This is a genomic window from Nannocystis sp. (assembly GCF_016714285.1).
Lineage (GTDB): Bacteria > Myxococcota_A > Polyangia > Nannocystales > Nannocystaceae > Nannocystis.
In genome coordinates, this window is sequence record NZ_JADJNN010000006.1 from 1 (window position 1) to 21,349 (window position 21,349).

A 21,349-nucleotide genomic window follows, 5' to 3' on the forward strand; every position below is an offset into this window, starting at 1 on the left:
GGGAGTCGATGCCACTGCGTGGCGATCGGTCGCTCACCGCGATCCGGTCCGGCTGTACGGCGGCGGCGCGCACGGCTCTCCCGCCCGCACCGGGATACAGCGACGCGAACACGGGCCGCCAGCCCGTCGAGCGTGGCCTCGGGTTGCCCGCCCAGGCCGGGCGTTCAGACAGCGAGCACCGCACGCGCCTGCTCGACCGATCCGAGCGGGCCGACGAGTGTGGCGATGCATGCAACGGTGCTCAACACCTTGTCGCGGTTGGCGAACCCGTCGCCGACCAGCCCGCACCGCCTCCGGCTTCCAAACTTGAGGAGTTCCCGCGCAGGAGCTCGTCGAACAGCAGCTTGCCCACGCCGGCATCGAACGGCGGTGGATCGCCCTCCACCGCGAGCAGGGCCGCCATGAAGCGCGAGCACGCCTTCGCGCACCACCTTGGTCAGCACCTCCACAGGCGGGCATGACGACGGCCTCATCGCGGAGCCTCGGCGCTCCGTGAACGCCTTTGCACTGCGTCTACCCACGCGCGGCTCACATCCTCGATGGACCCGAGCCGCCGCACGACGCCGCCCTCGAGCAGGTCTCGCAACGCTTCGACGCCATGCGGCAATCGCGCCACTCGGCCTCCGCCCGCGCCGCAAGGACGACCCGGATCGGTTCAGGTTCTCACGAAAAAGGCGCGAGCGCCCACAACAACTTTGCTCGAGATCCTTCCCCAGGTCCCGGCATAGTCGACCGCAAGCAGCAGCGGTCGTCCCGCTTTGCGCTGAATGTCATCAGTTCTCCGTGATCCACGCCACGCCGCAAACTCCTGCCGTCCAGCCCGCTCCGAGTTGCCGCTTGCACAGCTCGCGGACTAGACGCGTCTGCCGCTTCCCACCCGGCGCTGTCACCAGCCGGATCGCAAGCCCGGGCGTCTCGCACCACGCGGAAAAATCCGCGAGCATCGCCTCGCGCCCCGACATCGCCACGACTCCGCGCTCGGCGCGCAGCAGACGAAATCCGGGATCGACATGTCACCGGCCGGCAACTCTCGATACGGCTCCTCGAGCCGACGCCGACGGTCGTGGCGCAGCCACAATACCGCTCCGCGCCATCCCAGGCGGCTTCGGGGGGTCGGCCTCGTCGAGGTGGACGGCGTGAGCCGCCGCTGGCGATCGCGGCGCGCCGGCAACAGACGGTGCATGTCCACGTGCTCGTACGTCTGCACGCGTCCACCCCCAGCTTCCAGCTTGCCCACGACCTCTGGATCCGCGGCGCCAGAAGCCCCGCACGATGTCGGGATGAGCCCCTTCGTCAGCCACCAGGGTCTGCAAGCTCCCCATGAGTACATCGTCCCAGCCACCATAGCCGAGCACCACAAGCAGCGCCGGCTCGATCCATCGCCGCAGCGTCGACGGGAGCTGCCTTCGCTCGCGCTGGAGCAGTCGATCGGTGTGCAGGGTGTCGGCGCCGAACCAGTACCCGTGCACGTACACCACGTGCGTGCCATCCCCGCTGCGCTGTCCGGGGATTGCCGTCGCGCGTGAGTACCGTCCTGCGCGCCCGTACCCTGCACGCTTCACGGCGACCTCGATAGCCGGGTCAAAGTTCGTCGTAAACACCAGTCGCCCTGGGTCCTGCTGCAAGATCTCGCCGAGTGCCACGACAGAGGGACGCAGAGGAGCCAACCCGCGGGCGCATCGAGGAGTTCCTGGCACGCCGCGTGGCGGACCTCCCGAGTGGCCGACGACACCCGGGCTCGACGCGCATTGTCGAGGTATCGTGAGCCTCGAGCACCGCCTCGAGGATGACGCGATCGACCGCATCTGTCCGCCGCCACGGCGGAGCGGGGCATCGAAGCCTTCGCGGTACGCGACGCCGGGGATCCCCTACCGAACCACTTTCGTCGGCCCGCGCGACCGCCTCGTCGAACTTCACGCCACCGTCGCCCGCGAGCGCCGTGCGCAATCGATTCACCACCCCGCACGTCCGGGACTCCGACAGCCCGGGTCCTGGCTGCATCGTCAGCCGAACCCAACAGCAGCACTATCTTCCGTTCGCTCTTGACGATCCGCGCGATCAGATCGCGTGCACCCTCGCTGAGCTCACCTCCAGAGACCTCGGGCGCAGGCATGCATCATGGTATCGTCCTCCTGACTACTTGAGAAGTGCACGGCACACCGCACGGGCTCCGTCGACGCTACGCCGATCTCCTCTGCCCGCTTGGTCGACGCCCAGCCCACGTGCTGCTAACCATCTCCACCCAGCAAGCGCCTTCGTCCTGAACCGAGCGCTCGGGCCCTTTACAAGCGGGTCCGTGGTCCTTGACCTCGACGAACGTGGCCGACACGCGACATAAGGGCCTCGGAGGTAGGATTGCGAGGGCCGCCGCCACGCCCCCCGCCGTGTGACGCCTACCAAGACACGCCCCACCTCGAATCACTCTCACGCCGTACTTCCAGGCGTGGTGCAGGCCCCGCGACACCGGACGACACCCCACAACATGTCCCAAGCGACATGTCCGTACCGCCATGTCGCCCGCTCAGGGCCGGTGCGGTCCGGCTTCTCGGCGACGCCGACCGCACCGGCCTTTAGCGGAGGCTTGCCGTGCCGGAGGGCCGAGAGGGGTGTCGACCGAGTCCGGCGTAGACCGGGGAGTCACCCCGGCGACGGTGTGTCAGGGCGTGTTTGAGGGCGACCCCCCTCTCGGACATCCGGCTCCTCGAGCCTGCCCGCGCCCCCAGCCGGACCGCACCGGCCCGTGCCACGTCACCCGCGCCCCGATCGCTCACAGCACCGAGCGACTAACGCCGCCCGCGACCACCACCACCACCACCCACCACCACCCGAGCCCCACCCCCGCGACCACCACCGCCCCCGCCCCCAGCCGCCCGCGGCGAGCGCGGAGCCGCCGGCGCACGCGGCCCCGAGTTCGCCGCAGCGCCCTGGGCGCCCGAGCGTCGTCGGCCCCGGAGGCGGCCGCGACGGCGGATACGGGTGATTGTCGACCCGCTCGATGTGCTCCCCGAGCAGCCGCTCGATGTCCGCCAGGAACGGCCGCTCCTCGTCGTCGCAGAACGACACCGCGATGCCCGACGCGTCGGCGCGACCGGTGCGGCCGATGCGGTGCACGTAGGTCTCCGGCACGTTCGGCAGGTCGAAGTTGATCACGTGCGTCACCCCGGTCACGTCGATCCCACGGGCCGCGATGTCCGTCGCGACAAGCACCGCCAGCTCGCCCGACTTGAAGCCGTCGAGCGCGCGCGTGCGGGCCCCCTGCGACTTGTTGCCGTGGATCGCCGCCGCCGTCACGCCCGCCTTGTGCAGGTGCTCCGCGACCCGGTTGGCCCCGTGCTTGGTCCGGCTGAACACCAGCGCCCGCTCGACCTCCGGCGCCTTGAGCACGTGCAGCAGCAGGTTGCGCTTGGCGTCCTTGTCGACGAAGCAGACCCGCTGCGCCACCTTCTCCGCCGCCGACGACACCGGCGACACCGCGATGCTCACCGGGTCACGCAGCAGCGACCCCGCCAGCTCGCGGATCTCCGGCGGCATGGTCGCCGAGAAGAACAGCGTCTGCCGCACCTTCGGCAGCGCCGCCACGACCCGCCGCACGTCCGGCAGGAAGCCCATGTCGAGCATGCGGTCGGCCTCGTCGAGCACGAAGATCTGGATGTCCGCCAGGCTGATCAGGCGCTGCTGCATCAGGTCGAGCAGCCGCCCCGGCGTCGCCACCAGGATGTCGATGCCCCGCTTGATCTCCTTCTCCTGCGGCCCCTGGCTGACCCCGCCGAAGATCACCGCGTGCCACAGCTCGAGGTGCTTGCCGTAGCGGGAGAAGCTGTCCTCGATCTGCGCCGCGAGCTCGCGCGTCGGCGTCAAGATCAGCGCGCGCAGCTTGGGGTCGTCGCTCGCCATCGCGTCGATGCGCTGGAGGATCGGCAGGGCGAAGGCCGCCGTCTTGCCGGTGCCGGTGCGCGCGCAGCCGACGATGTCGCGGCCGGCCAGCGCCGGCGGGATGGCCTCGATCTGAATGGGAGTGGGGTCGGTGTAGCCCGCGTCGGTCACGGCGCGGACAAGGCTCGGTAGGAGCCCCAGGTCGCTGAAATGCACGCGCCTCCCCTGACACATTCCCGGCCGCACGTCGAGTCACTTCCACCGGCGCCCGCCGCGTGCGCGCGTGTTAGCCTGCCCGCGATGAAGCTGCGCGAGGCCAGGCGGCGCCTGCCGATCGTCGAGAGCTTGCCGCCAGGACGCGGCAGGCGGGTCCTGCCCGCCCCGCGCGGCGAGGTCCAGCGGCCGGGACTCGCCGTGTGGGAGTTCACGCTGGCCTGCGACCAGCGCTGCCAGGCCTGCGGCCCGCGAGCGGGCAGCGCCCGCCCGAACGAGCTCAGCACCGAGGAGGCCCTGCGCCTGGTCGACGAGCTCGCCGAGCTCGGCGTCGGCGAGGTCGTGCTCATCGGCGGCGAGGCCTACCTCCGCAACGACGTCCTGCTCGTCATCCGCAAGATCCGCGAGCGCGGCATGACCTGCTCGATGACCACCGGCGGCCTCGGCCTCACCCGCCAGCGCGCCGAGGCCCTCGCCGAGGCCGGCCTGCAGACCGTGTCCGTCTCGATCGACGGCCTCGAGGCCAGCCACGAATTCCTGCGCGGCACCCCCGGCGGCTGGCGCCGCTGCTTCGAGGCCCTCGCCCACGCCCGCGCCGCCGGCATGACGATCGTCGCCAACACCCAGATCAACCGCCACAGCTGGCGCGAGCTGCCCGCCCTGCTGGAGCTGCTCGCCGCCGCCGGCGCGCGCGCCTGGCAGATGTTCCTGACCATGCCCCACGGCAACGCCGCCGACCACCCGGAGCTGCTCCTACAACCATATGACATGCTCGAGCTCTTCGAGATCGTCGACCGCGTCATCGACCGCTGCCAACAATTAAACGTCCGCTTCTGGCCCGGCAACAACCTCGGCTACTTCGGCCCCCACGAGGGCAAGATCCGCCGCCTCCTGCAGAGCGACGGCCACTACAAGGGCTGCGCCGCCGGCCGCACCGGCCTCGGCATCGAGGCCGACGGCACCATCAAGCCCTGCCCCAGCGTCGGCGGCCCGCCCAACGAGGGCGGCAACTGGCGCGACCACGGCCTGCGCGCGTTGTGGGAGCGCGCCCCGGAGATCCGCTATATCGAGCACCGCACCCTCGATGATCTATGGGGATATTGCCGCGACTGCTACTACGCAGATACCTGCATGGCCGGCTGCACCGCCATGAGCGAGCCCCTGCTCGGCCGCCCCGGCAACAACCCCTATTGCCACCACCGCGCGATCGAGATGCAGCGCATGGGCCTGCGCGAGCGCGTCGAGCAGGTCGCCGCCGCCTCCGGCCAGCCCTTCGACCACGGCCTGTTCCGCCTGATCCGCGAGCCCGCCGACGCGGCCGAGCGAGCCATCCGCGGCCCGGTCCAGATCGACGACCCCCGCAGCCCCCGTACGCAGGACCCCCACGGCCCCGGCACCCGCTCCACATCCCCCGAGACGAGCCCACGACCTGAGCCCACGTCGTGCCATTGTCGAACGCCCCCAGCCTTGCTACCGTCGCCGCCCATGAAGCCCTGCACCCGCTGCCACCGCCACGTCCGCCGCGCGGCCGCGGCGTGCCCCTTCTGCGGCGAGGCGCTGCTCGAGCTCCCCGCACCCGCCATCGCCGCCACACTCGCCGCATGCGCCCCCTGGGCCCTCGGCCTCGCGGTCTTCGCCGCCTGCGGCGGCAAGGACGACGGCGACACCGACAGCACGAGCACCAGCGAAGCCAGCACGAGCACCGGCGAAGTCACCACCACCGTCGCCCCCACCACCAGCGCCACCGATGCCGCCAGCACCGGCTGCCTCACCGGCTGCAGCGACACCACCGTGGGCACCGGCTTCATCTACGGCACGCCTGACACCGGCGACACCCCCCTCGAGTGCGACGTGCAAGCCGAGGACTGCCCCGCCGGCGAGAAGTGCATGCCCTGGGTCGACGGCGGCGGCGCCATGTGGAACGCGCTCAAGTGCGTCCCCGTCGACCCCGCCCCGGTGGCCGTCGGCGAGCCCTGCGAGGCCCCCGGCGGCGGCCTCACGGGCGTCGACAATTGCGACAAGCACGTGATGTGCTTCGAGGTCCAGGGCAACACCGGCGTGTGCCGGGCGATGTGCGACAGCGGCACCTGCGAGGCCGGCTTCAACTGCTTCATCGGCAACGACAACGTCCTGCAGCTGTGCCTCCCCGCCTGCGACCTCAACATGCCCGACTGCCCGCCCGGCCGCACCTGCCTGCCGGTGGCCGGCGGCGGCGTGTGTGCCCCCGGAGGCTGATATGCCCGTCTTCTGGGCCGAGCTCACCGGCACCGCGCTGCTGATCGTCCTCGGCGACGGCGTGGTCGCCGGCGTGCTCCTGCGCCACAGCAAGAGCGAGAACGCCGGCTGGATCGTCATCACGATCGGCTGGGCCCTCGCCGTCACCCTCGCCGTCTATGCCGTCGGCAGCGTCAGCGGCGGCCACTTGAACCCCGCCGTCACCCTCGCGCTCGCCAGCGTCGGCGGGTCGCGTGGGCCCAGGTGCCCACATACCTGCTCGCCCAGCTGCTCGGCGCCTTCCTCGGCGCCACCCTCGTGTGGCTGCACTACCTCCCGCACTGGCGCGCCACCCAGGACCCCGCCAGCAAGCTCGCGGTCTTCTGCACCGCCCCCGCGCTGCGCCACGCCCCCGCCAACTTCCTCAGCGAGGCCCTCGGCAGCTTCATCCTGCTGTTCGGCCTCACCGCGATCGGGGCCCACCGCTTCGCCGAGGGCCTGGGTCCCCTGGTCGTCGGCGCGCTCGTGCTGGCGATCGGCCTGTCCCTCGGCGGCACCACCGGCTACGCGATCAACCCCGCCCGCGACCTCGGCCCGCGCCTCGCCCACGCCCTGCTCCCGATCGCCGGCAAGGGCGGCTCCGACTGGTCCTACGCGTGGATCCCCGTGCTCGCGCCGATCGTCGGCGCCGTCGCCGGGGCCGCGGCCCACCGCGCGCTGTTCTGACGCGAGCCCGCGTGCCTGAAATGAGCTCGTCCCCCGGAATGCCCGGGGGCCGCCCCACGTTGCCAGCGGCGCGAGGGTGTATCCTCGCCGACCAGGAGATTCCGCAATGCGTAGACCGTGGCGACGTGGGCCCCTCGCCGGGCTGGTAGCAGCTGTGTTGATGACCTCGCTGGCGCTGCCAGCCTGCACCCGCTCCGGCAGCCAGGCCGCCGCCGACGTCGTCGCCGACCCGCAGCTGCAACAGCTCCTGCGCCACGTCCCCGCCGACACCCCCTACGCCTTCATCGGCATGGGCAGCGCCGGCACCCGCGGCTTCATGGACAAGATGTACGGCTCGCTCACGCCGATGCTCAAGCTGCTCGACAGCAAGCGCGCCGAGCTCGAGCGCGGCATCCCGGCAGAGCACCGCAAGCTGGTCACCGCGATCCTCGACGAGCTGCAGGGCAAGCTCTCGGTCGACGGCCTCGCCGCCCTCGGCCTCGACGTCGAGGCCCGCTTCGCGATCTACGGCCTCGGCCTGCTCCCGGCCATGCGCGTCCAGCTGCGCGACGCCAAGGCCCTGCGCGCCGCCATCGACCGCGTGCAGCAGAGCGCCGGCGTCAGCTTCCCCACCCGCAAGCTCGGCGAGCTCGAGTACTGGCACATCGCCGGCAACTATGTCTCCGGCGCCGTGGCGATCGTCGACGACCAGCTGGTCCTCGGCGTCGCGCCGACCAGCCTCGCCGACCGCGTGTTCGCCCTGCTCCTCGGCAGCGAGCTCCCGGCCCAGTCGCTCGGCAAGTCGGAGCGCTTCCAGCAATTGCTCGTCGACCACGACCTGGCCCGCATCAGCGCCGGCTTCATCGACGCCCGCACCATCGCCGAGGCCTTCCTCGGCGAGGGCGACGCCCTCAACAAGGACGTGCTCGCCGCCCTCGCCCCCGAGCTCGCCGCCCGCTGGCCGCAGCTCGGCGACGTGTGCAAGCAGGAGATCCGCCAGCTCGTCGCGCTCGCCCCCCGCATGGTCTTCGGCACCGACAAGATCGACGCCGACGGCTTCTCCGGCAAGTTCGTCGTCGAGCTGCGCCCCGACCTCGCCCAGGAGCTGATGGCGATGCGCGCACCGGTCGGCGGCCTCGACCCCGCCAGCATCGGCGAGCCGATCTTCGCCATGGGCGCCGCCCTCGACATGGACCGCGCCCTCAGCTTCGTCCAGAACAAGGCCATGGCGATCCAGAGCGCCCCCTACGCCTGCCCCCAGCTCGCCGAGCTCAACACCGCCGCCAGCGACATCAGCCGCGAGCTCAAGTCGACCCCGCCCGAGCTGTGGAAGGCCCGCGGAGGCGCCCTCGTCCTCGACGACCTCAAGCTCGCCGGCTTCCTCCCCAGCGAGGTCCGCGGCTACGTCTCGATCGGCTTCACCGACACCAAGGCGCTGCTGAACGCCGCCCGCCAGATCCCGCCGCTCCAGAGCCTCGCCCTCAGCGACGATGGCAGCGTCCACAGCCTCCCCGACGGCACCATCCCCTTCCTCAACGGCCTCGCCTACGGCGTCCAGGCCGGCCGCGGCGGCGTGCTGGCGATCGGCAAGGACTCCGAGGCCCGCGTCAAGGCCCTGCTCGCCGAGCCCGCCTCCAGCGACCCGCCGTTGATGATGATGGCCTACGACATGCACCGCTTCGGCGAACTCATGGGCCAGCTCTCCAGCGCCACCGGCCCGATGCCCAGCGAGATGCAGATGGTCATGGACTTCTACAAGTCGGTCGGCGTCGTCACCTACGACGCCCACGCCAGCGAGCGCGGCGTCGTCATGACGACCCGCATGAAGCTGCGCTGAGCCCCCGCCGCCGCGCGAACACCACACCGAACGCCGCGCGGCTGCGACTGCAGCCGCGCGCGCCCGCCACGGCTCAGCGGACGAACACCACGCCGAACGCCGGCACGCTCTTGTCGCCGTTGTCGGGCGTGCAAAACGCGATGTTGCCGACGGAGCGCTCCGGACCGCCGCATGGGGCGCCCTGGTTGCCGATGCCGATATACGAGTCGCACGAATTGCAGTCCATCTCCTGATTGCCGAGGATGCCGATGCGGGTCCGCGACCCACCACAGGTGCCGTCGAAGCCCTCCCGGCTGCAGTTGGTCTGCAGCGAGCTGGCCGTGATCAGGGCCTTCCAGGCCGGGCGACCGATCGTCGACGGGACATACACATTGGGCGACATCAGGGCGAACATCGAGGCCTTGGCCCCGGTCGGGATCTTCTGCGTCTTCAGGTTCAGCGCGCCCATGTTCAGGATCGGCGACTCGAGCCCGATCAGCACATCCGTGAAGGCCACCGTGTTCCAGCTCGAGAACTTCGCCTCGTTGCGGTCCAGCGCCGTCATGCCGGCGTTGAGCAGCGCGTTGTTGGTCCACAGCACGGCGTCGTACAGGAAGGTGGCCTTGGAGCCGTCGGCCTTGAGCACCAGCGTCCAGCCGCCGCCGTCGGTCGTCATGTCGCAATAGATGTCGAAGGCCGGGACCGGCCCGTTGCCGTCCGGGTCGATGTTGAAGATCCCATCCTTGGCCATCGGGTCGGCGGTCTTGATCGCCTTGCAGCTCGGGGCCACGGCGCACTTGTTCATGGCGCAGAAGCCGGTGCCGCAGTCGCTGCCCTTCGTGCAAGCCAGCCCGAGCGCGCACTTGGGGCAGGCCGCCCCGCAGTCGATGTCGGTCTCCATCCCGTCCTGGATCTTGTCCATGCAGGTCGGCAGCTTGCACATGTTGGTGCACATGTCGAGGTTGCTCATGTTGCCGTCGTCGCACTCGTCGACCGTGTCCTGCACGACCATATCCCCGCACTTGGCGCTCTTGCAGGTGGTGAGACAAGCGTCGGTCTCGACGTCGTTGCCGTCGTCGCACTCCTCCATGCCGGCGAACACCGCCAGGTCGCCGCACACCGCGTTCTTGCAGGTGCTGAGGCACGCATCGTCGTCGGCCGCGTTGCCGTCGTCGCACTCCTCCATCCCCTGCACCTTGCCGTCGCCGCAGCTCTCGAGCTGACAGTCCGCGCCACAACCGTCGCCGTCGACCATGTTGCCGTCGTCGCAGCCCTCGACGCCCGCCTGGACCAGGCTGTCGCCGCAGATCGCCAGCACGCAGGCCGCGGTGCAGGCCTTTGTCGTCGCCGTTGTCGGTGCCGTCGTCGCACTCCTCACCCGGGTCGACCACGCCGTCGCCACAAACAGGACCCACGCCCGTGCTCCCGGTCGCCGTCGGGTCCGTGCTGCTCACCGTCGGGTCCGTGCTGCTCACCGTCGGGTCCGTGCTGCTCACCGTCGGGTCCGTGCTCGTCGGGCTGCTGCTACCCGAGCCGCCGGTGCCGTCCGTCGTCGAGTCTCCGGAGGTGGTCAGCGCGACCGTCGTCGTCACCGCCTCGGTGGCCGACGCGCTGCCAGATCCGCTCGATCCGCCGCTCGTCGCGCCGCCATCATCGCCACCGCAGCTGGCGAGCACAACCAGCGCCATCCCTACAACACCTGAAGCATATCCAAGTAGATTTTTCATATCTTCACCCAACCCCCAAGATCCGAACCTTCTCACATTCCGCTCATTCGCAACACGTCTGCGTTTGCCAGGGCGCGCGCGGCAGGCCCACGGACCGGGCGCACTATTGCCATTCGCCGCCGATCGGCGCGCCGGGCGCTCATGGCGGCCGCGTCGGCCATCTCGCACATTCACCATATTCCACGAACAAGCATTCAATGCGGCACATATGACTCGCCACGATTCGTAACCGAGTATCCGCCGCCCACGCGACGCGGCCCTCAGGCCTTGACCGCGCACACCCCGATCGCGTCGCTGTCCGGCGGGGTGTTCGGGTCCATCGGGTCGAACCACTGCACGCACTCCGTCCCCGGCGGGCACATCGTGTCCTGCTTCACGAAGTCGCAGAACGGCGAGCAACAGCCCGTGGAGCCCTTCATGCACTCGCTCGAAGCGCTCGTGGTGTTGAGGCAAACGAGGCCCTTGTCGCAGCCATTTACGAACTCGCACGGGTCCCCGGCCTTGCCCCCGGCACCCGAAGCGTCGAGGACGCAGAGGAAATTGTTGCCGTTGGGAATGCACAGGTCGGTGCCAGCGCAGTCCTGAAGCAGCGGGTCGCAAGTCGGCAGGCACAGGTTCAGCACCCCGTCGTTGGCGATCGCGCAGGCGAAGCCGTCGTCGCACACGGGCGCGTCGGGGCTGCCCGTGCACAGCGCGACGCAAATACCCTCATTCTTGTCATTGACGTTCCAGCACATCGCCCCGGCCTCGCAGTCGTCCATCCCGCTGACGCCGCCGCCCTCCGTCGTGCACAGGTCGCCGGGCACCTTGTCGCCCGTGACCTCGACGCACTTCGTCGCGTTCCAGGTCCCGCCTCCGTTATCCCCCATGCCGTGCACTTCTTGCCGGGCCCGCAATCCTGGGCAAACACGTCACACTCGATCTCAGGGTCCGGGCCGCCGTCGGGGGCCGCGTAGATGAACCCTCCGGCCTCATCGCTCGCCGTGCACTCGTCGCCGCAGCTGCTCGCGCCGCTCGTGCCCGTGACCGCGCCGCTCGTCGGAGCCCCGCCGGTCGAGCCACCGCCAGTCGTCACCCCGCCCGTCGAGACCTCGCCCGTGCTGTCCCCCTCGCTCGCGCCGCTGCTGCCACCACTGGCCTCCCCCGGCTTCCCCGGGCCGCACCCGACCAGCAGCGCCACGCACAGCCCCCACGCCGCCGCCGCGACCGGAGCGGCCACCTCGATCAACGCAGCGCCGCAGAACGGACAACACGCGTCCGCCCGGCGCACGTGACGATGACAGCGAGTACACGGCTTCATGACCGTTCATGCTATCAGCCCGCGCCCGGCAGGAACACCACCAGGCGAGCGGCCGCGGCGCCCGGCCTCACTGCGCCAGCGCGGCGAGCCAGGCCGCGAGCACGCGCCGCTCGTCGTCGACCACGCGCCGCAGATCGGCGAACGCCGCCGAGTCCCCCGCGAGCTGCGGCAACCGGGCCAACCGCTCGCTACACGCCGCCCGCAGCCTGAGATCGGCACCACTCCCGACCCGCGCCCGCAGTGCCTGCAGCGCCGATGGATCGACGGCCCCGTCCGCGTCACCGCCGTCGCCCGCCGCGAGCATGACCTCGCCGTGGCCAGGCAGCTCGAGCGAGCAGGCCCGCGCCGGGTTGTCCGCCTCGGTGAAGCCGTAGTTGAGCAGCAGGCGGGCGTTGCTGATCTCGCCGTAGCTGTGGTGCAGCTCGGCGCCCGCGGCCAGCGGACGCACCGCTCGCAGCACGAAGTCGCCGCGCGCGTCGAGCTGCCAGCCCGTGTTCGGCTGCGGGGCGTGGTTGAGCAGGTCGGCGAGGGGCACCAGCGCCTCGCCGTGCAGCTCGCCGAGGAAGAAGCAGCGCGAGCCGACCTGCGCCCGCGCGTGAAACCAGCGCGGCGCGTCGAGGCTGCCCATGCCCGGCACCTTCGCCCGCAACCACGCGAACTCCTCGACGATCTGCGCGTGCCGCTCGCCCATCCGCAGGGCCAGCGAGGTGCTGCACAGCGCCTCCGCCTCCGCCGGATCGTAGTACAGCGGCAGCCCCGGCAGCCGCGCCGGCAGGCTGTCGCGATAGGCCTCGCGCATCGGATCGTCGCGGGCCACCAGCAGCGCCGCGAGCAAGATCTGGTCGTGCGAGGGCCCGCGCCATTCGGCGGCGATCGTGCGCCCGAAGGCCGTGTCCGCGGCGCACTCCGGCGTCAACAGACAGGCCCGCGGCAGCGCCAGCAGCAGCTCGCCCTCGGCGATCGGCGCCGTCGCGAACACTCCGCGACCGGCCCGCGCCGGTCCGACCCGCAGCGAGCCCACGCGCCCGCCCGCGGCCACGATCCAGGCGATCAGCCGCGCGACAGCCGGGTCCTGCGCGACGGCCTGCACCGCGGGGATGGTAACACCACGGCCGCGCCCCGACCCGCCTGCGGCTACTCCGCCGGCTCCGGGTGCGGCTCACGAAAGTCGGCCAGCTGCAGGTCGCCGATCTCGAGCCGCGTGTTGAAGATCGAGTAGATGAGGAACGCCGCCAGGGTCGGCTGATTCTTGATCCACGCCGGCTCGTAGCGCGGCGGCGCGATCGCCCCGGCCCGGAAGTAGGCGTCGAGGTCGAGCACATCGCCGAGCGCCATCCGCCCGGCGAACAGGTCGCGAATATACTCGGGCCGGCTCTGGTGAATCGCCTTCAAGAAGAATGTGTGCACGCTGATCAGCCCCTGCAGGTAGACCACGTCCTTGGTGAACACCAGCCGCCCGCGCACGTCGCCGCCGCGAAACACCCGCGCCGACGAGTAGTAGCTCTCCTCATGGGTCTGGCCCGCCTCGAGGAAGAAGCGAAACAGATCGATGAAGTCGGCCCCGTCGAGGCCCATCTGGATCGCCTTCACCCGCAGCGCCAGACGCCGCAGCCGCGGCAGGTCCATCGCGTTGGTGATGAGCTCCGCGAAGGTCGCCATGCCCTCCTGCGTCGCCGTGGTCCTCGGCGCCCCGAGGCCCATGCTCTTGAGCACCGGCTGCTCGCGCCCGTTGATCGACGTGAGGCTGTGCACGAACACCTCGTGCTCCGCCAGCTGGGCGATGTCCTGCACCGAGAAGCAGGTCGCCCCGCGGATCCGCACCCGCGTGGCCCCGGCCGCCGCCTTCGAGGTCATCTCGGGGTCGATCTCCACCGCGATCGGGTGGTCGGTGAACACCGGTAGCACGCGCTCGAGCAGCCGCTCCGCGACGTACTCCGGGCGCAGGCAGACCTCCTCCGGCGCGTCGCCGACCCGACGAAAGTCATCGGTGAGCGACAGGAACTGTTCGGCCGCCTGCAGGTTCGTCACCGCGTTCGGGCCGATTCGATCGCCCGGCGCGCCGTAGAGCTCGATCGATCGCTGCGTGAACTCCGGCGTCCCGACCCGCTCGACCATCCGCGCCGCGGTCACATAACTGCGGGCCGTGCGGTACATGTAGCGCCCGATCGGCTCGTCCAGGTCACACGCCGCCATCACCGCGAGCAGCTCGTCCGTGTTGTCGTCGAGGCGCAGCCGCGGCCGCGGCGGATCCGGCAGCCGCGGGTTGGCGCTGCGCCAGTGCTTGAGGAACTCGTCCAGCAGCCGCGCTGGCCAGGCGAGGATGCTCAGCACCTTCAGGTCCTTGGCGGCGGCGACCAGGCGGCTGTCGGCGGCCGTGATCCGCTGGAGCGTCTCCGGGTCCATGGCCGTGCATCTTACGCGCGTCGGCGCAGGCGGTGAAATCTCCACGGCGCCGCGCCGCGAGTCCACGCCAGCGCGCAGATCGATGGCCGCAGCGCCCACGCAGAAAGCCCGGCTCCGCACGCGCTCACACGCCGCCTCGCAGCCCGCCCAGCGCCTCGCAAGACCCACGCAGCACGGACGCCTGTCCGCACGTCGCGCCGGTTGGCAGCGCGGCGACGCTGCCGTATTGTCTCGCCTGCTCATGGCCTTCAAGGTTGGCGAGGACATCGACGCGTGGTGCACCAAGTGTCGCACCGATACCCTTCACGTCGTCGTCGCGCTCAAGCCCGGCGCGCCCACGCCGAAGCGCGTCGAGTGCAAGGAGTGCCACGGCCAGCACATGTATCACGCGCCGAAGATCAACCCGGTGAAGCCCGCCGCCGCCGCGCCCGCGGTGCACAACCGGACCGCCGCCGCCCGCACGCCGCCGAAGCTCGCCCCGCCGCGGGCCGCCGCCAAGGCCCCCGGCGCCGCCAAGGCCCCGCGCGCCGCCAAGTCCAGCACCGCCGCACCGACCTCGCTCGGCGCCCGCGAGTGGGTCCGCCGCATGGACGAGTTCGCGTTGGACCACGACCGCATCATCCGCGCCTACTCGATGCGCGAGACCTTCGCCCTCGGCGAGCCGATCGACCACCCCAAGTTCGGCAAGGGCGTGGTCCTCGAGATCCTCGACGCCAAGAAGGTCGCGATCCTGTTCGAGGACGGCCGCAAGGTCCTGGCGATGGCCGCCACCGGCTGACATCCGGCTGGCCTTCGGCTGCGCCCTCGCCTGCGCCCCCAGAGCGCCGACAGCGGCGCGCGAGCGAGGTTCCCGGGCAATCCTCACTTCGTCGATAGCGCCGCGAATTCGCGGCCTGTCGGGCAAAGTCGCGGCGGCCGCGGAACCATCGCGAGGCCGGCCTGTCTGCTGCCCTCGCCATGTCCAAGCCCGCCCCGCTCCCCGCCCCTCGCTCCCCCCGTCGCCTGCTAGCGATCGCCTTGACGCGAACCGGCGCGCTCGTCGGTGCCACGCTCGTCGCGTGCAGCCCCACGCCCGACCCCTACTTCGTCGACCCGGACCAGGCGATCGAGGAGAACCGCTTCCTGCGGGTGATGCACAGCCCCGATCCGCTGCCCGAGGAGGAGGAGCCCCCCCCGGACGACCAGGAGAACACCGACGAGATCGCGGGCACTGGCCAGCGCCACCGCGGCGAGGAGGGCAAGATGGGCAGGCCCACCTCGAAGTCCAAGTCGGGCCTCTACGCCATGCGTGGCCCGAGGGACGCCATCCCGGCCGTGACCGCGCCCGGCGAGTGCCTCGGCTGCGAGGACCCCGGCCGCGACAGCTACTCGCGGCCCGATGACAACCCGTGGACCCGCGCGCTCGCCGAGCCGCTCTCGACCTTCTCGATCGACGTCGACACCGCCAGCTACAGCAACGTGCGTCGCTTCCTCCGCGGCCGCTCGCTGCCGCCGACCGCCGCGGTGCGCAGCGAGGAGCTGATCAATTACTTCGACTACGACTACGCGCAGCCCGGCGACGGCCGCCCGCTCGCCGTCCACGCCGAGGTCGCCCCCTGCCCGTGGAACCCCACCCACAAGCTCGTGCACGTCGGCCTCCAGGGCAAGCTCGTCACCTCCAGCGAGATCGGGCCGCGCAACCTGGTGTTCCTGGTCGACGTCTCGGGCTCGATGGAGAGCGAGGACAAGCTCCCGCTGCTGCGCGCCGGCCTCAAGCTGCTGGTCGCCGACCTCAAGCCGCACGACCGCATCTCGATGGTCGCCTACGCGGGCGCCTCCGGGCTGGTGCTGCCGCCCACCTCCGGCGCCAACAAGCTCCAGATCCTGCGCGCGATCGACGAGCTCTCGGCCGGCGGCTCGACCAACGGCGGCGCCGGCATCGCCCTCGCCTACGCCCAGGCCCGCAAGCACTTCATCCAGTCCGGGGTCAACCGCGTCGTGCTCGCCTCCGACGGCGACTTCAACGTCGGCGTCACCGACCACGACGAGCTCGTCCGCCTGGTCGAACAACAGCGCGCCAGCGGCGTGTACCTCAGCGTCCTCGGCTTCGGCCGCGGCAACCTCAACGACCACACCATGGAGCAGCTCGCCGACAAGGGGAACGGCAACTACGCCTACATCGACTCGGAGCGCGAGGCCGAGAAGGTCCTCGTCACCGAAGCCGCCGGCACCCTCGTCACCGTCGCCCGCGACGTCAAGCTGCAGGTCGAGTGGAACCCCGCCGCCGTCGCCGCCTACCGCCTCATCGGCTACGAGAACCGCCGCCTCGCCGCCCAGGACTTCAAGGACGACCGCAAGGACGCCGGGGAGCTCGGCGCCGGCCACGACGTCACCGGCATCTACGAGGTCGTCCCCGCCGGCACCCCCGCGCCCGGCGGCGGCGTCGACCCGCTCAAGTACCAGCTGCCGGCCGCCTCCGCGAAGCCAGGCGCCGAGCTGATGACCGTGAAGGTGCGCTACAAGCCCGAGGGCGCCGACGCCAGCAGCGAGCTTCAGCTCGCGGTCAGGGACACGAGCCAGCACGCCGGCCGCGGCTCGGACGCGCTGCGCTTCGCCGCCGCCGTCGCGGCCTTCGGCGAGCGCCTGCGCGACCCCCACGGCAAGGACGGCATGAGCTTCGCCGACATCGCCACGCTGGCGCAGTCGGTCCAGCTCCCGGACCCCCGCGGCGACCGCAAGGAGTTCATCCGCCTCGTACGCGAGGCCCAGAAGCTCGTCGGCGACGCGCCGATCGTCGTCGCCCGCCTCCAGGACGACGAGCTCGGCTAGCCAACGCCGATCGTCGTCGCCCGCCGCGAGGACCACGAGCTCGGCGAGCCAACCAACGACAAGGGGAGCGCAGGCCGTCGCCGCGCTCCCCTTCGTGTCGATCCGACACTCTCTCTACAGGTGCGCCTCGCCGCGCTGCTCGCCGCCCGGGCCCCGGTCGCCACGCTCGCCGCGCTCGCCATGCCGCTTGGCCTTGAACGCGGTCAACTCGGCGCTGCTCAGCTTGCCGTCCTTGTCGGTGTCGACCTCGGCGAACTTGCCCGCGAGCTTCGGGTGCTCAGCCACCTCGGCGGCCGACAGCGAGCCGTCCTTGTCGGCGTCGAACTTGTCCAGCATGTGCGCGGCCCGCTCGGCCGGGTCCTTGCCGTGCCACGCGCCCTTGCCCTCGCCCTTGCCCGGAGGCCCCTTCATCGCCTGCAGCTCGGCGCTGCTCAGCTTGCCGTCCTTGTCGGCGTCGAGCTCGGCGAAGTGCTCGGCGAGGCGCGGGTGATCGCCGACCTCCTCCCTGGCGATCGCGCCGTCCTTGTTGGCGTCGAACTTGCTCAGCATGTGCGCGGCCCGCTCGGCCGGGTCCTTCGGCCCGTGCTTGCCGTGCTCGCCCCCAGGCCCGCCATGGTGGCGCCCGCCGCCGTGGCGGCCCTTCATCGCCTGCAGCTCGTCGCGGCTCAGCTTGCCGTCCTTGTCGGCGTCGAGCTCGGCGAACTTGTCGGCGATGCGGTGATCCTTCGCCTCGGCCTGCGAGATGAAGCCGTCGTTGTCCGCGTCGAGCCGCGCGAGCCCGCGGTGCCCGTGGTGGCCCTCGTCGTCGGTCTTGGCCGCGACCGCCTCGTCGTTCGGCTCGGCGTTGTCGGTGTCCTCACGGTCGCAAGCGGCGAAGCACAGGGCCAGCGGGAGGAGGAAGAACTTGATGTTGCGCGTCATGGCGGGTTCCCTTCGTTCGGGGTTATCGACCCCGGCTACGGCTCTGTTATTCCGCATCCCAGCAGCCCACGCCCCCCGCTTTACGGGCACTTTACAGCCGCTTGCACGCGCTTCACAGGCCCGCTTGCGGTCCACTCGCCGCGCAGGCGCATGAGCATGGGTCCGCGATCACGCCGCCGAGGCCGCGTAGCGCTCGACCTCGGCGATCAGCGCGAGCTTGCGGTCGTGGACCAGGAACGAGGCCTGGAAGCTGTTCTTCGCCAGGGCGACCACCTCGGCGCGGGTCAGCCCCAGCGCCTGCGCCGCGGCGACGTAGTTGTCAGCGACGTAGCCGCCGAAGTACGCCGGGTCGTCGCTGTTGACCGTGACCATCAGCCCGCGGTCGATCATCCGCTTGAGGTTGTGCTGCGCCATCTCGGGGAACACGCGCAGCTTCACGTTCGACAGCGGACACACGGTCAACGGGATCTGCTCGCGCACCAGCCGCTCGACCAGCTCCTCGTCCTCGAAGCAGCGCACCCCGTGGTCGATGCGCTGGGCCCCGAGCAGGTCGAGCGCCTCGCGGATGTACGACGCCGGCCCCTCCTCGCCGGCGTGGGCGACCACCCGGAAGTTCTCCTCGCGCGCCTCATCGAACACGCTCTGGAACTTGCTCGGCGGGTTGCCGGCCTCCGAGCTGTCGAGCCCGACCCCGCAGATCCACGGCCGAAACGGCACCGCGAGGCGCAGCGACTCGAGCGCCGATGACGGGCTCAGATGCCGCAGGAAGCACAAGATCATCCGCGAGCTGATCCCCAGCCGGCTCTCGGCGTCCACGCAGGCCCCACGGATGCCCGTGATCACCGTCTCGAAGGGCACGTCGCGGCGCGTGTGCGTCTGCGGGTCGAAGAACAGCTCCACGTGGCGCACGTTGTCCTCTGCCGCCCGCTTGAAGTAGCTAAAGGTCAGGTCGTAGAAGTCCTGGACGTGCTGCAGCACGTCCGCGCCGCGGTAGTAGATATCGAGGAAGGACTGCAGGTTGTGGAAGTCGTAGGCCTGCCGCAGATCGTCGACGTTGTCCCAGGGCAGCGCGATGCCGTTGCGCCGCGCCAGCGTGAACATCAGCTCCGGCTCGAGCGCCCCCTCGATGTGCACGTGCAGCTCGGCCTTCGGGATGCCGCGGATGAATGCCTCGAGGGACGGATCGTGGATCATCGTGCGCTAGCGTCGCTCCAGTCGCGGCGAGGACGCAAGCCCGAAGCAGCGCCCACGCGCACGCGCGCCCAAACCCCGCCGGCGCGGCCCTTACAGCGAGCCCTCGCGTCCGCACGAAACCGCACGAGCCGCGCCGGGGCATTCCACCGCGGGGCCGCCCAGGGCCGCCCAGAGGCCATACGGAGCCATGCGGAGCCATGCGGGCCCACGCGAGCCCGCCCCGGTCCACGCGAGCCCGCCCCGGTCCAAGCCCGCCCGGTCCACGCGAGCCCGGATGGCCCGGTGTGGCCACGCGTGCGAGGCTCCGCACGCGTCCCGGACCGCGAGCCAGCGATGACATCGCCGATGATCAGCGTTTCCCCGCGGCCAGGATGTCAGCCCTCGACGACCGCGAAGCCACGCCGACCCGCCTCGGGGCGATCGTCCACGCCGCCAAGGTCCGCGTCCACCAGCTCGCCCGGACGCTCCGCGACCTCGGCTCCGAGCTCCACCCGGCCAGCCCGGGCGACGCGCTGCGCGGCGGCCCGCTGCTCGCCGAGTCGCGCAGCCGCCTGTGGACCGCCGAGGACCCGCGCGAGTGGCCACTCGAGCAGGGCAAGGTCGAGAACCTGCGGATCGCCGCGCGCAAGCTCGACGGCCTCGAGCTCCCCGCAGGCGCCACCTTCAGCTTCTGGGCCCAGATCGGCCGCCCGACGCGGTCCCAGGGCTTCGTCGCCGGGCGAGAGATCCGCGAGGGCTGCATCGTCCCCGCGATCGCCGGCGGGATCTGTCAGCTCTCCAACGCGCTCTACGAGGCGGCCCTGCGCGCCGGCCTCGAGATCCGCGAGCGCCACCCCCACAGCCGCACCGTCCCCGGCTCGCAGGCGGCGCTCGGCCGCGACGCGACCGTGCTGTGGAACTACATCGACCTCCGCTTCCGCAGCGACCGCCCGCTCCGCCTCGAGGTCCTGCTCGACGCCGAACAGCTCGTCGTCCGCCTCCGCGGCCCCGCGCCGCGGCACCGTCACCTACCTGTCCTTCAGGACAGCATCGCGGCCCCGAAGCTCGAGCACGACTGCCACACCTGCGGCGAGACCGTCTGCTTCCGCCACGACGAGCCCGCCATCGCCCCGGCCGGCCGCAGCGCCTACCTGGTCGACGAGCTCTGGCCCGAGTTCGACCGCCACCTCGCCCGCGAGCGCCACCGCGGCGACCTCCTGCTCCTCCCCCTCGACGGCCGCATGCTCGGCCGCCCGCGCTACGCGTGGAGCAGCGCCGGCTTCACCGCCCTGCAGCACCCCCGCGCCGCCCTCCTGCGCGCCTTCCACAGCCGCCGCCTCGCCGCCCAGGGCGCCGCCCGCCAGCGGGCCCTGCTCGCCGACGACGACCGCCTCGCCCTGGCGATGGCCCGCAGCCTGCCGCTCGACGTGCGCCACCTCGTCGTCGCCCAGAACCTGCTGCCCGCGTTGTGGCGCCACGGCACGCTCGGCGGTCGCCGCTTCGAGGTGCTCCTGACCCGCCTCCCGCTCGCCGATCTCCACGCCCGTCTCGACCGCGCCGCGGCTGTCCTGAAGGACAGCCCGACCCTCGCCGACTTCCGCGCCGAGGCCTGGCGCGTCGACGCCGAGCAGGCCGCCCTCGCCGCCGCCGATCGGGTGATCACCCCGCACGCCGGCCTGGCCGCGCGCTTCCCCGGCCGCTGCGAGCGACTCGCCTGGGAGCTCCCGCGAATCACCCCCGAGCCCGCCGATCGCCCGTCTCACGTCCACCCGCCGATCGCCCGCGAGCCCGCCGATCGCCCGTCCAGCCCTCGCCCATTGATCGCCTTCCCGGCCAGCACCGTCGGCCGCAAGGGCGCCTGGGAGCTGCGCGCCGCCCTGCGCGCGCTGGACCGCGAGGTCACCGTGTGGGTCGCCGGTCGCCCGCTCGAGGGTCCGGAATTCTGGCGCGGCCTCGACGTGCGTGAGGGCGGCGAGTGTCCTGGCCGACCCGACCTCGTCGTGCTCCCGGCCCACATCGAACACCAGCCGCGGGCCCTGCTCACCGCCCTCGCGCGCGGCGTCCCGGTGATCGCCAGTGACGCCTGCGGCCTCGACCCGCGCCCCGGCCTCGTCATCGTCCCCGCCGGTGACGTCGCGGCCCTGCGCGCCGCCATCGCTGCCGCCCTGCCGTGACCAACGCGAGCGACCCGCATCG

General features: G+C 71.4%; 16 protein-coding genes and 1 pseudogene. 8 read left to right on the top strand and 9 right to left on the bottom strand.

Features of this window, described 5'->3' with window-relative positions; genetic code table 11:
• Positions 1-241: 241 nt before the first annotated feature.
• From IPJ59_RS14250 to IPJ59_RS14260, 3 genes are all read right to left on the bottom strand, one after another.
• Positions 242-403 (bottom strand): hypothetical protein, encoded by a 162-nt coding sequence (locus IPJ59_RS14250; RefSeq protein WP_293272135.1) that lies wholly within the window; start codon positions 401-403, stop codon positions 242-244.
• 610 nt (positions 404-1,013) lie between these two features.
• A complete protein-coding gene (locus IPJ59_RS38690) occupies positions 1,014-1,805 on the bottom strand; it encodes an SIR2 family protein (RefSeq protein WP_463673361.1) in 792 nt (263 codons plus the stop codon).
• 943 nt (positions 1,806-2,748) lie between these two features.
• Positions 2,749-4,044, bottom strand: coding sequence for a DEAD/DEAH box helicase (locus IPJ59_RS14260; protein WP_293272137.1), 1,296 nt, complete (start codon positions 4,042-4,044; stop codon positions 2,749-2,751).
• Between the two features lie 129 nt (positions 4,045-4,173).
• On the opposite strand from IPJ59_RS14260, the gene IPJ59_RS14265 reads away from it, so the two are divergent.
• The 3 genes and pseudogenes from IPJ59_RS14265 (at position 4,174) to IPJ59_RS14275 (ending at position 8,842) form a co-directional block, all read left to right on the top strand.
• Positions 4,174-6,321 (top strand): radical SAM/SPASM domain-containing protein, encoded by a 2,148-nt coding sequence (locus IPJ59_RS14265; protein WP_293272138.1) that lies wholly within the window; start codon positions 4,174-4,176, stop codon positions 6,319-6,321.
• Between the two features lies 1 nt (position 6,322).
• Positions 6,323-7,026: pseudogene (locus tag IPJ59_RS14270) on the top strand (MIP/aquaporin family protein).
• A gap of 160 nt (positions 7,027-7,186) precedes the next feature.
• On the top strand, positions 7,187-8,842 hold the full coding sequence (locus IPJ59_RS14275) for a hypothetical protein (RefSeq protein WP_293272139.1): 1,656 nt from the start codon (positions 7,187-7,189) through the stop codon (positions 8,840-8,842).
• A gap of 73 nt (positions 8,843-8,915) precedes the next feature.
• On the opposite strand, the gene IPJ59_RS14280 is transcribed toward IPJ59_RS14275, so the two are convergent.
• Positions 8,916-10,199 carry a fibrinogen-like YCDxxxxGGGW domain-containing protein gene (locus IPJ59_RS14280; protein ID WP_293272140.1) on the bottom strand — a complete coding sequence of 428 codons (1,284 nt, stop codon included), beginning with the start codon at positions 10,197-10,199 and terminating at the stop codon, positions 8,916-8,918.
• Positions 10,200-10,264: 65 nt separating this feature from the next.
• Between IPJ59_RS14280 and IPJ59_RS14285 the strand changes: the two genes are divergently transcribed.
• On the top strand, positions 10,265-10,777 hold the full coding sequence (locus IPJ59_RS14285) for a hypothetical protein (protein WP_293272141.1): 513 nt from the start codon (positions 10,265-10,267) through the stop codon (positions 10,775-10,777).
• Between the two features lie 31 nt (positions 10,778-10,808).
• On the opposite strand, the gene IPJ59_RS14290 is transcribed toward IPJ59_RS14285, so the two are convergent.
• On the bottom strand, positions 10,809-11,417 hold the full coding sequence (locus tag IPJ59_RS14290; protein ID WP_293272142.1) for a ribulose phosphate epimerase: 609 nt from the start codon (positions 11,415-11,417) through the stop codon (positions 10,809-10,811).
• A 114-nt stretch (positions 11,418-11,531) separates the two neighbouring features.
• Between IPJ59_RS14290 and IPJ59_RS14295 the strand changes: the two genes are divergently transcribed.
• Complete coding sequence (locus IPJ59_RS14295; protein ID WP_293272143.1) at positions 11,532-11,822, top strand: hypothetical protein; 291 nt, start codon at positions 11,532-11,534, stop codon at positions 11,820-11,822.
• A gap of 93 nt (positions 11,823-11,915) precedes the next feature.
• Here the strand turns inward: IPJ59_RS14295 and IPJ59_RS14300 are convergent, their stop codons facing one another.
• Together IPJ59_RS14300 and IPJ59_RS14305 are read right to left on the bottom strand one after the other, a co-directional pair.
• A complete protein-coding gene (locus IPJ59_RS14300; RefSeq protein ID WP_293272144.1) occupies positions 11,916-12,938 on the bottom strand; it encodes an SET domain-containing protein in 1,023 nt (340 codons plus the stop codon).
• Between the two features lie 44 nt (positions 12,939-12,982).
• A complete protein-coding gene (locus IPJ59_RS14305; RefSeq protein WP_293262303.1) occupies positions 12,983-14,251 on the bottom strand; it encodes a tyrosine/phenylalanine carboxypeptidase domain-containing protein in 1,269 nt (422 codons plus the stop codon).
• A 226-nt stretch (positions 14,252-14,477) separates the two neighbouring features.
• Between IPJ59_RS14305 and IPJ59_RS14310 the strand changes: the two genes are divergently transcribed.
• Entirely contained in the window at positions 14,478-15,029 is a 552-nt protein-coding gene (locus IPJ59_RS14310; protein ID WP_293262306.1) for a hypothetical protein, read from the top strand.
• Between the two features lie 179 nt (positions 15,030-15,208).
• Positions 15,209-17,059, top strand: a complete 1,851-nt coding sequence (locus tag IPJ59_RS14315; protein ID WP_293272145.1) for a vWA domain-containing protein — start codon at positions 15,209-15,211, stop codon at positions 17,057-17,059.
• A 114-nt stretch (positions 17,060-17,173) separates the two neighbouring features.
• On the opposite strand, the gene IPJ59_RS14320 is transcribed toward IPJ59_RS14315, so the two are convergent.
• Positions 17,174-17,980: an EF-hand domain-containing protein gene (locus IPJ59_RS14320; RefSeq protein WP_293272146.1), complete on the bottom strand. Its 807-nt coding sequence runs from the start codon at positions 17,978-17,980 to the stop codon at positions 17,174-17,176.
• Between the two features lie 168 nt (positions 17,981-18,148).
• Entirely contained in the window at positions 18,149-19,174 is a 1,026-nt protein-coding gene (locus IPJ59_RS14325; RefSeq protein ID WP_293272147.1) for an adenosine deaminase, read from the bottom strand.
• 371 nt (positions 19,175-19,545) lie between these two features.
• Between IPJ59_RS14325 and IPJ59_RS14330 the strand changes: the two genes are divergently transcribed.
• Positions 19,546-21,327 (top strand): VanW family protein, encoded by a 1,782-nt coding sequence (locus IPJ59_RS14330; protein WP_293272148.1) that lies wholly within the window; start codon positions 19,546-19,548, stop codon positions 21,325-21,327.
• The last annotated feature ends 22 nt before the right edge of the window (positions 21,328-21,349 follow it).

Bases quoted from the DNA above. Each gene is read 5' to 3' on its own strand.
- IPJ59_RS14250 (WP_293272135.1), bottom strand. From the start codon at position 403: ATGGCGGCCCTGCTCGCGGTGGAGGGCGATCCACCGCCGTTCGATGCC.
- IPJ59_RS38690 (WP_463673361.1), bottom strand. From the start codon at position 1,805: ATGCGGTCGATCGCGTCATCCTCGAGGCGGTGCTCGAGGCTCACGATA.
- IPJ59_RS14265 (WP_293272138.1), top strand. From the start codon at position 4,174: ATGAAGCTGCGCGAGGCCAGGCGGCGCCTGCCGATCGTCGAGAGCTTG.
- IPJ59_RS14275 (WP_293272139.1), top strand. From the start codon at position 7,187: ATGACCTCGCTGGCGCTGCCAGCCTGCACCCGCTCCGGCAGCCAGGCC.
- IPJ59_RS14290 (WP_293272142.1), bottom strand. From the start codon at position 11,417: ATGGGGGATAACGGAGGCGGGACCTGGAACGCGACGAAGTGCGTCGAG.
- IPJ59_RS14305 (WP_293262303.1), bottom strand. From the start codon at position 14,251: ATGGACCCGGAGACGCTCCAGCGGATCACGGCCGCCGACAGCCGCCTG.
- IPJ59_RS14315 (WP_293272145.1), top strand. From the start codon at position 15,209: ATGTCCAAGCCCGCCCCGCTCCCCGCCCCTCGCTCCCCCCGTCGCCTG.
- IPJ59_RS14320 (WP_293272146.1), bottom strand. From the start codon at position 17,980: ATGACGCGCAACATCAAGTTCTTCCTCCTCCCGCTGGCCCTGTGCTTC.
- IPJ59_RS14325 (WP_293272147.1), bottom strand. From the start codon at position 19,174: ATGATCCACGATCCGTCCCTCGAGGCATTCATCCGCGGCATCCCGAAG.
- IPJ59_RS14330 (WP_293272148.1), top strand. From the start codon at position 19,546: ATGTCAGCCCTCGACGACCGCGAAGCCACGCCGACCCGCCTCGGGGCG.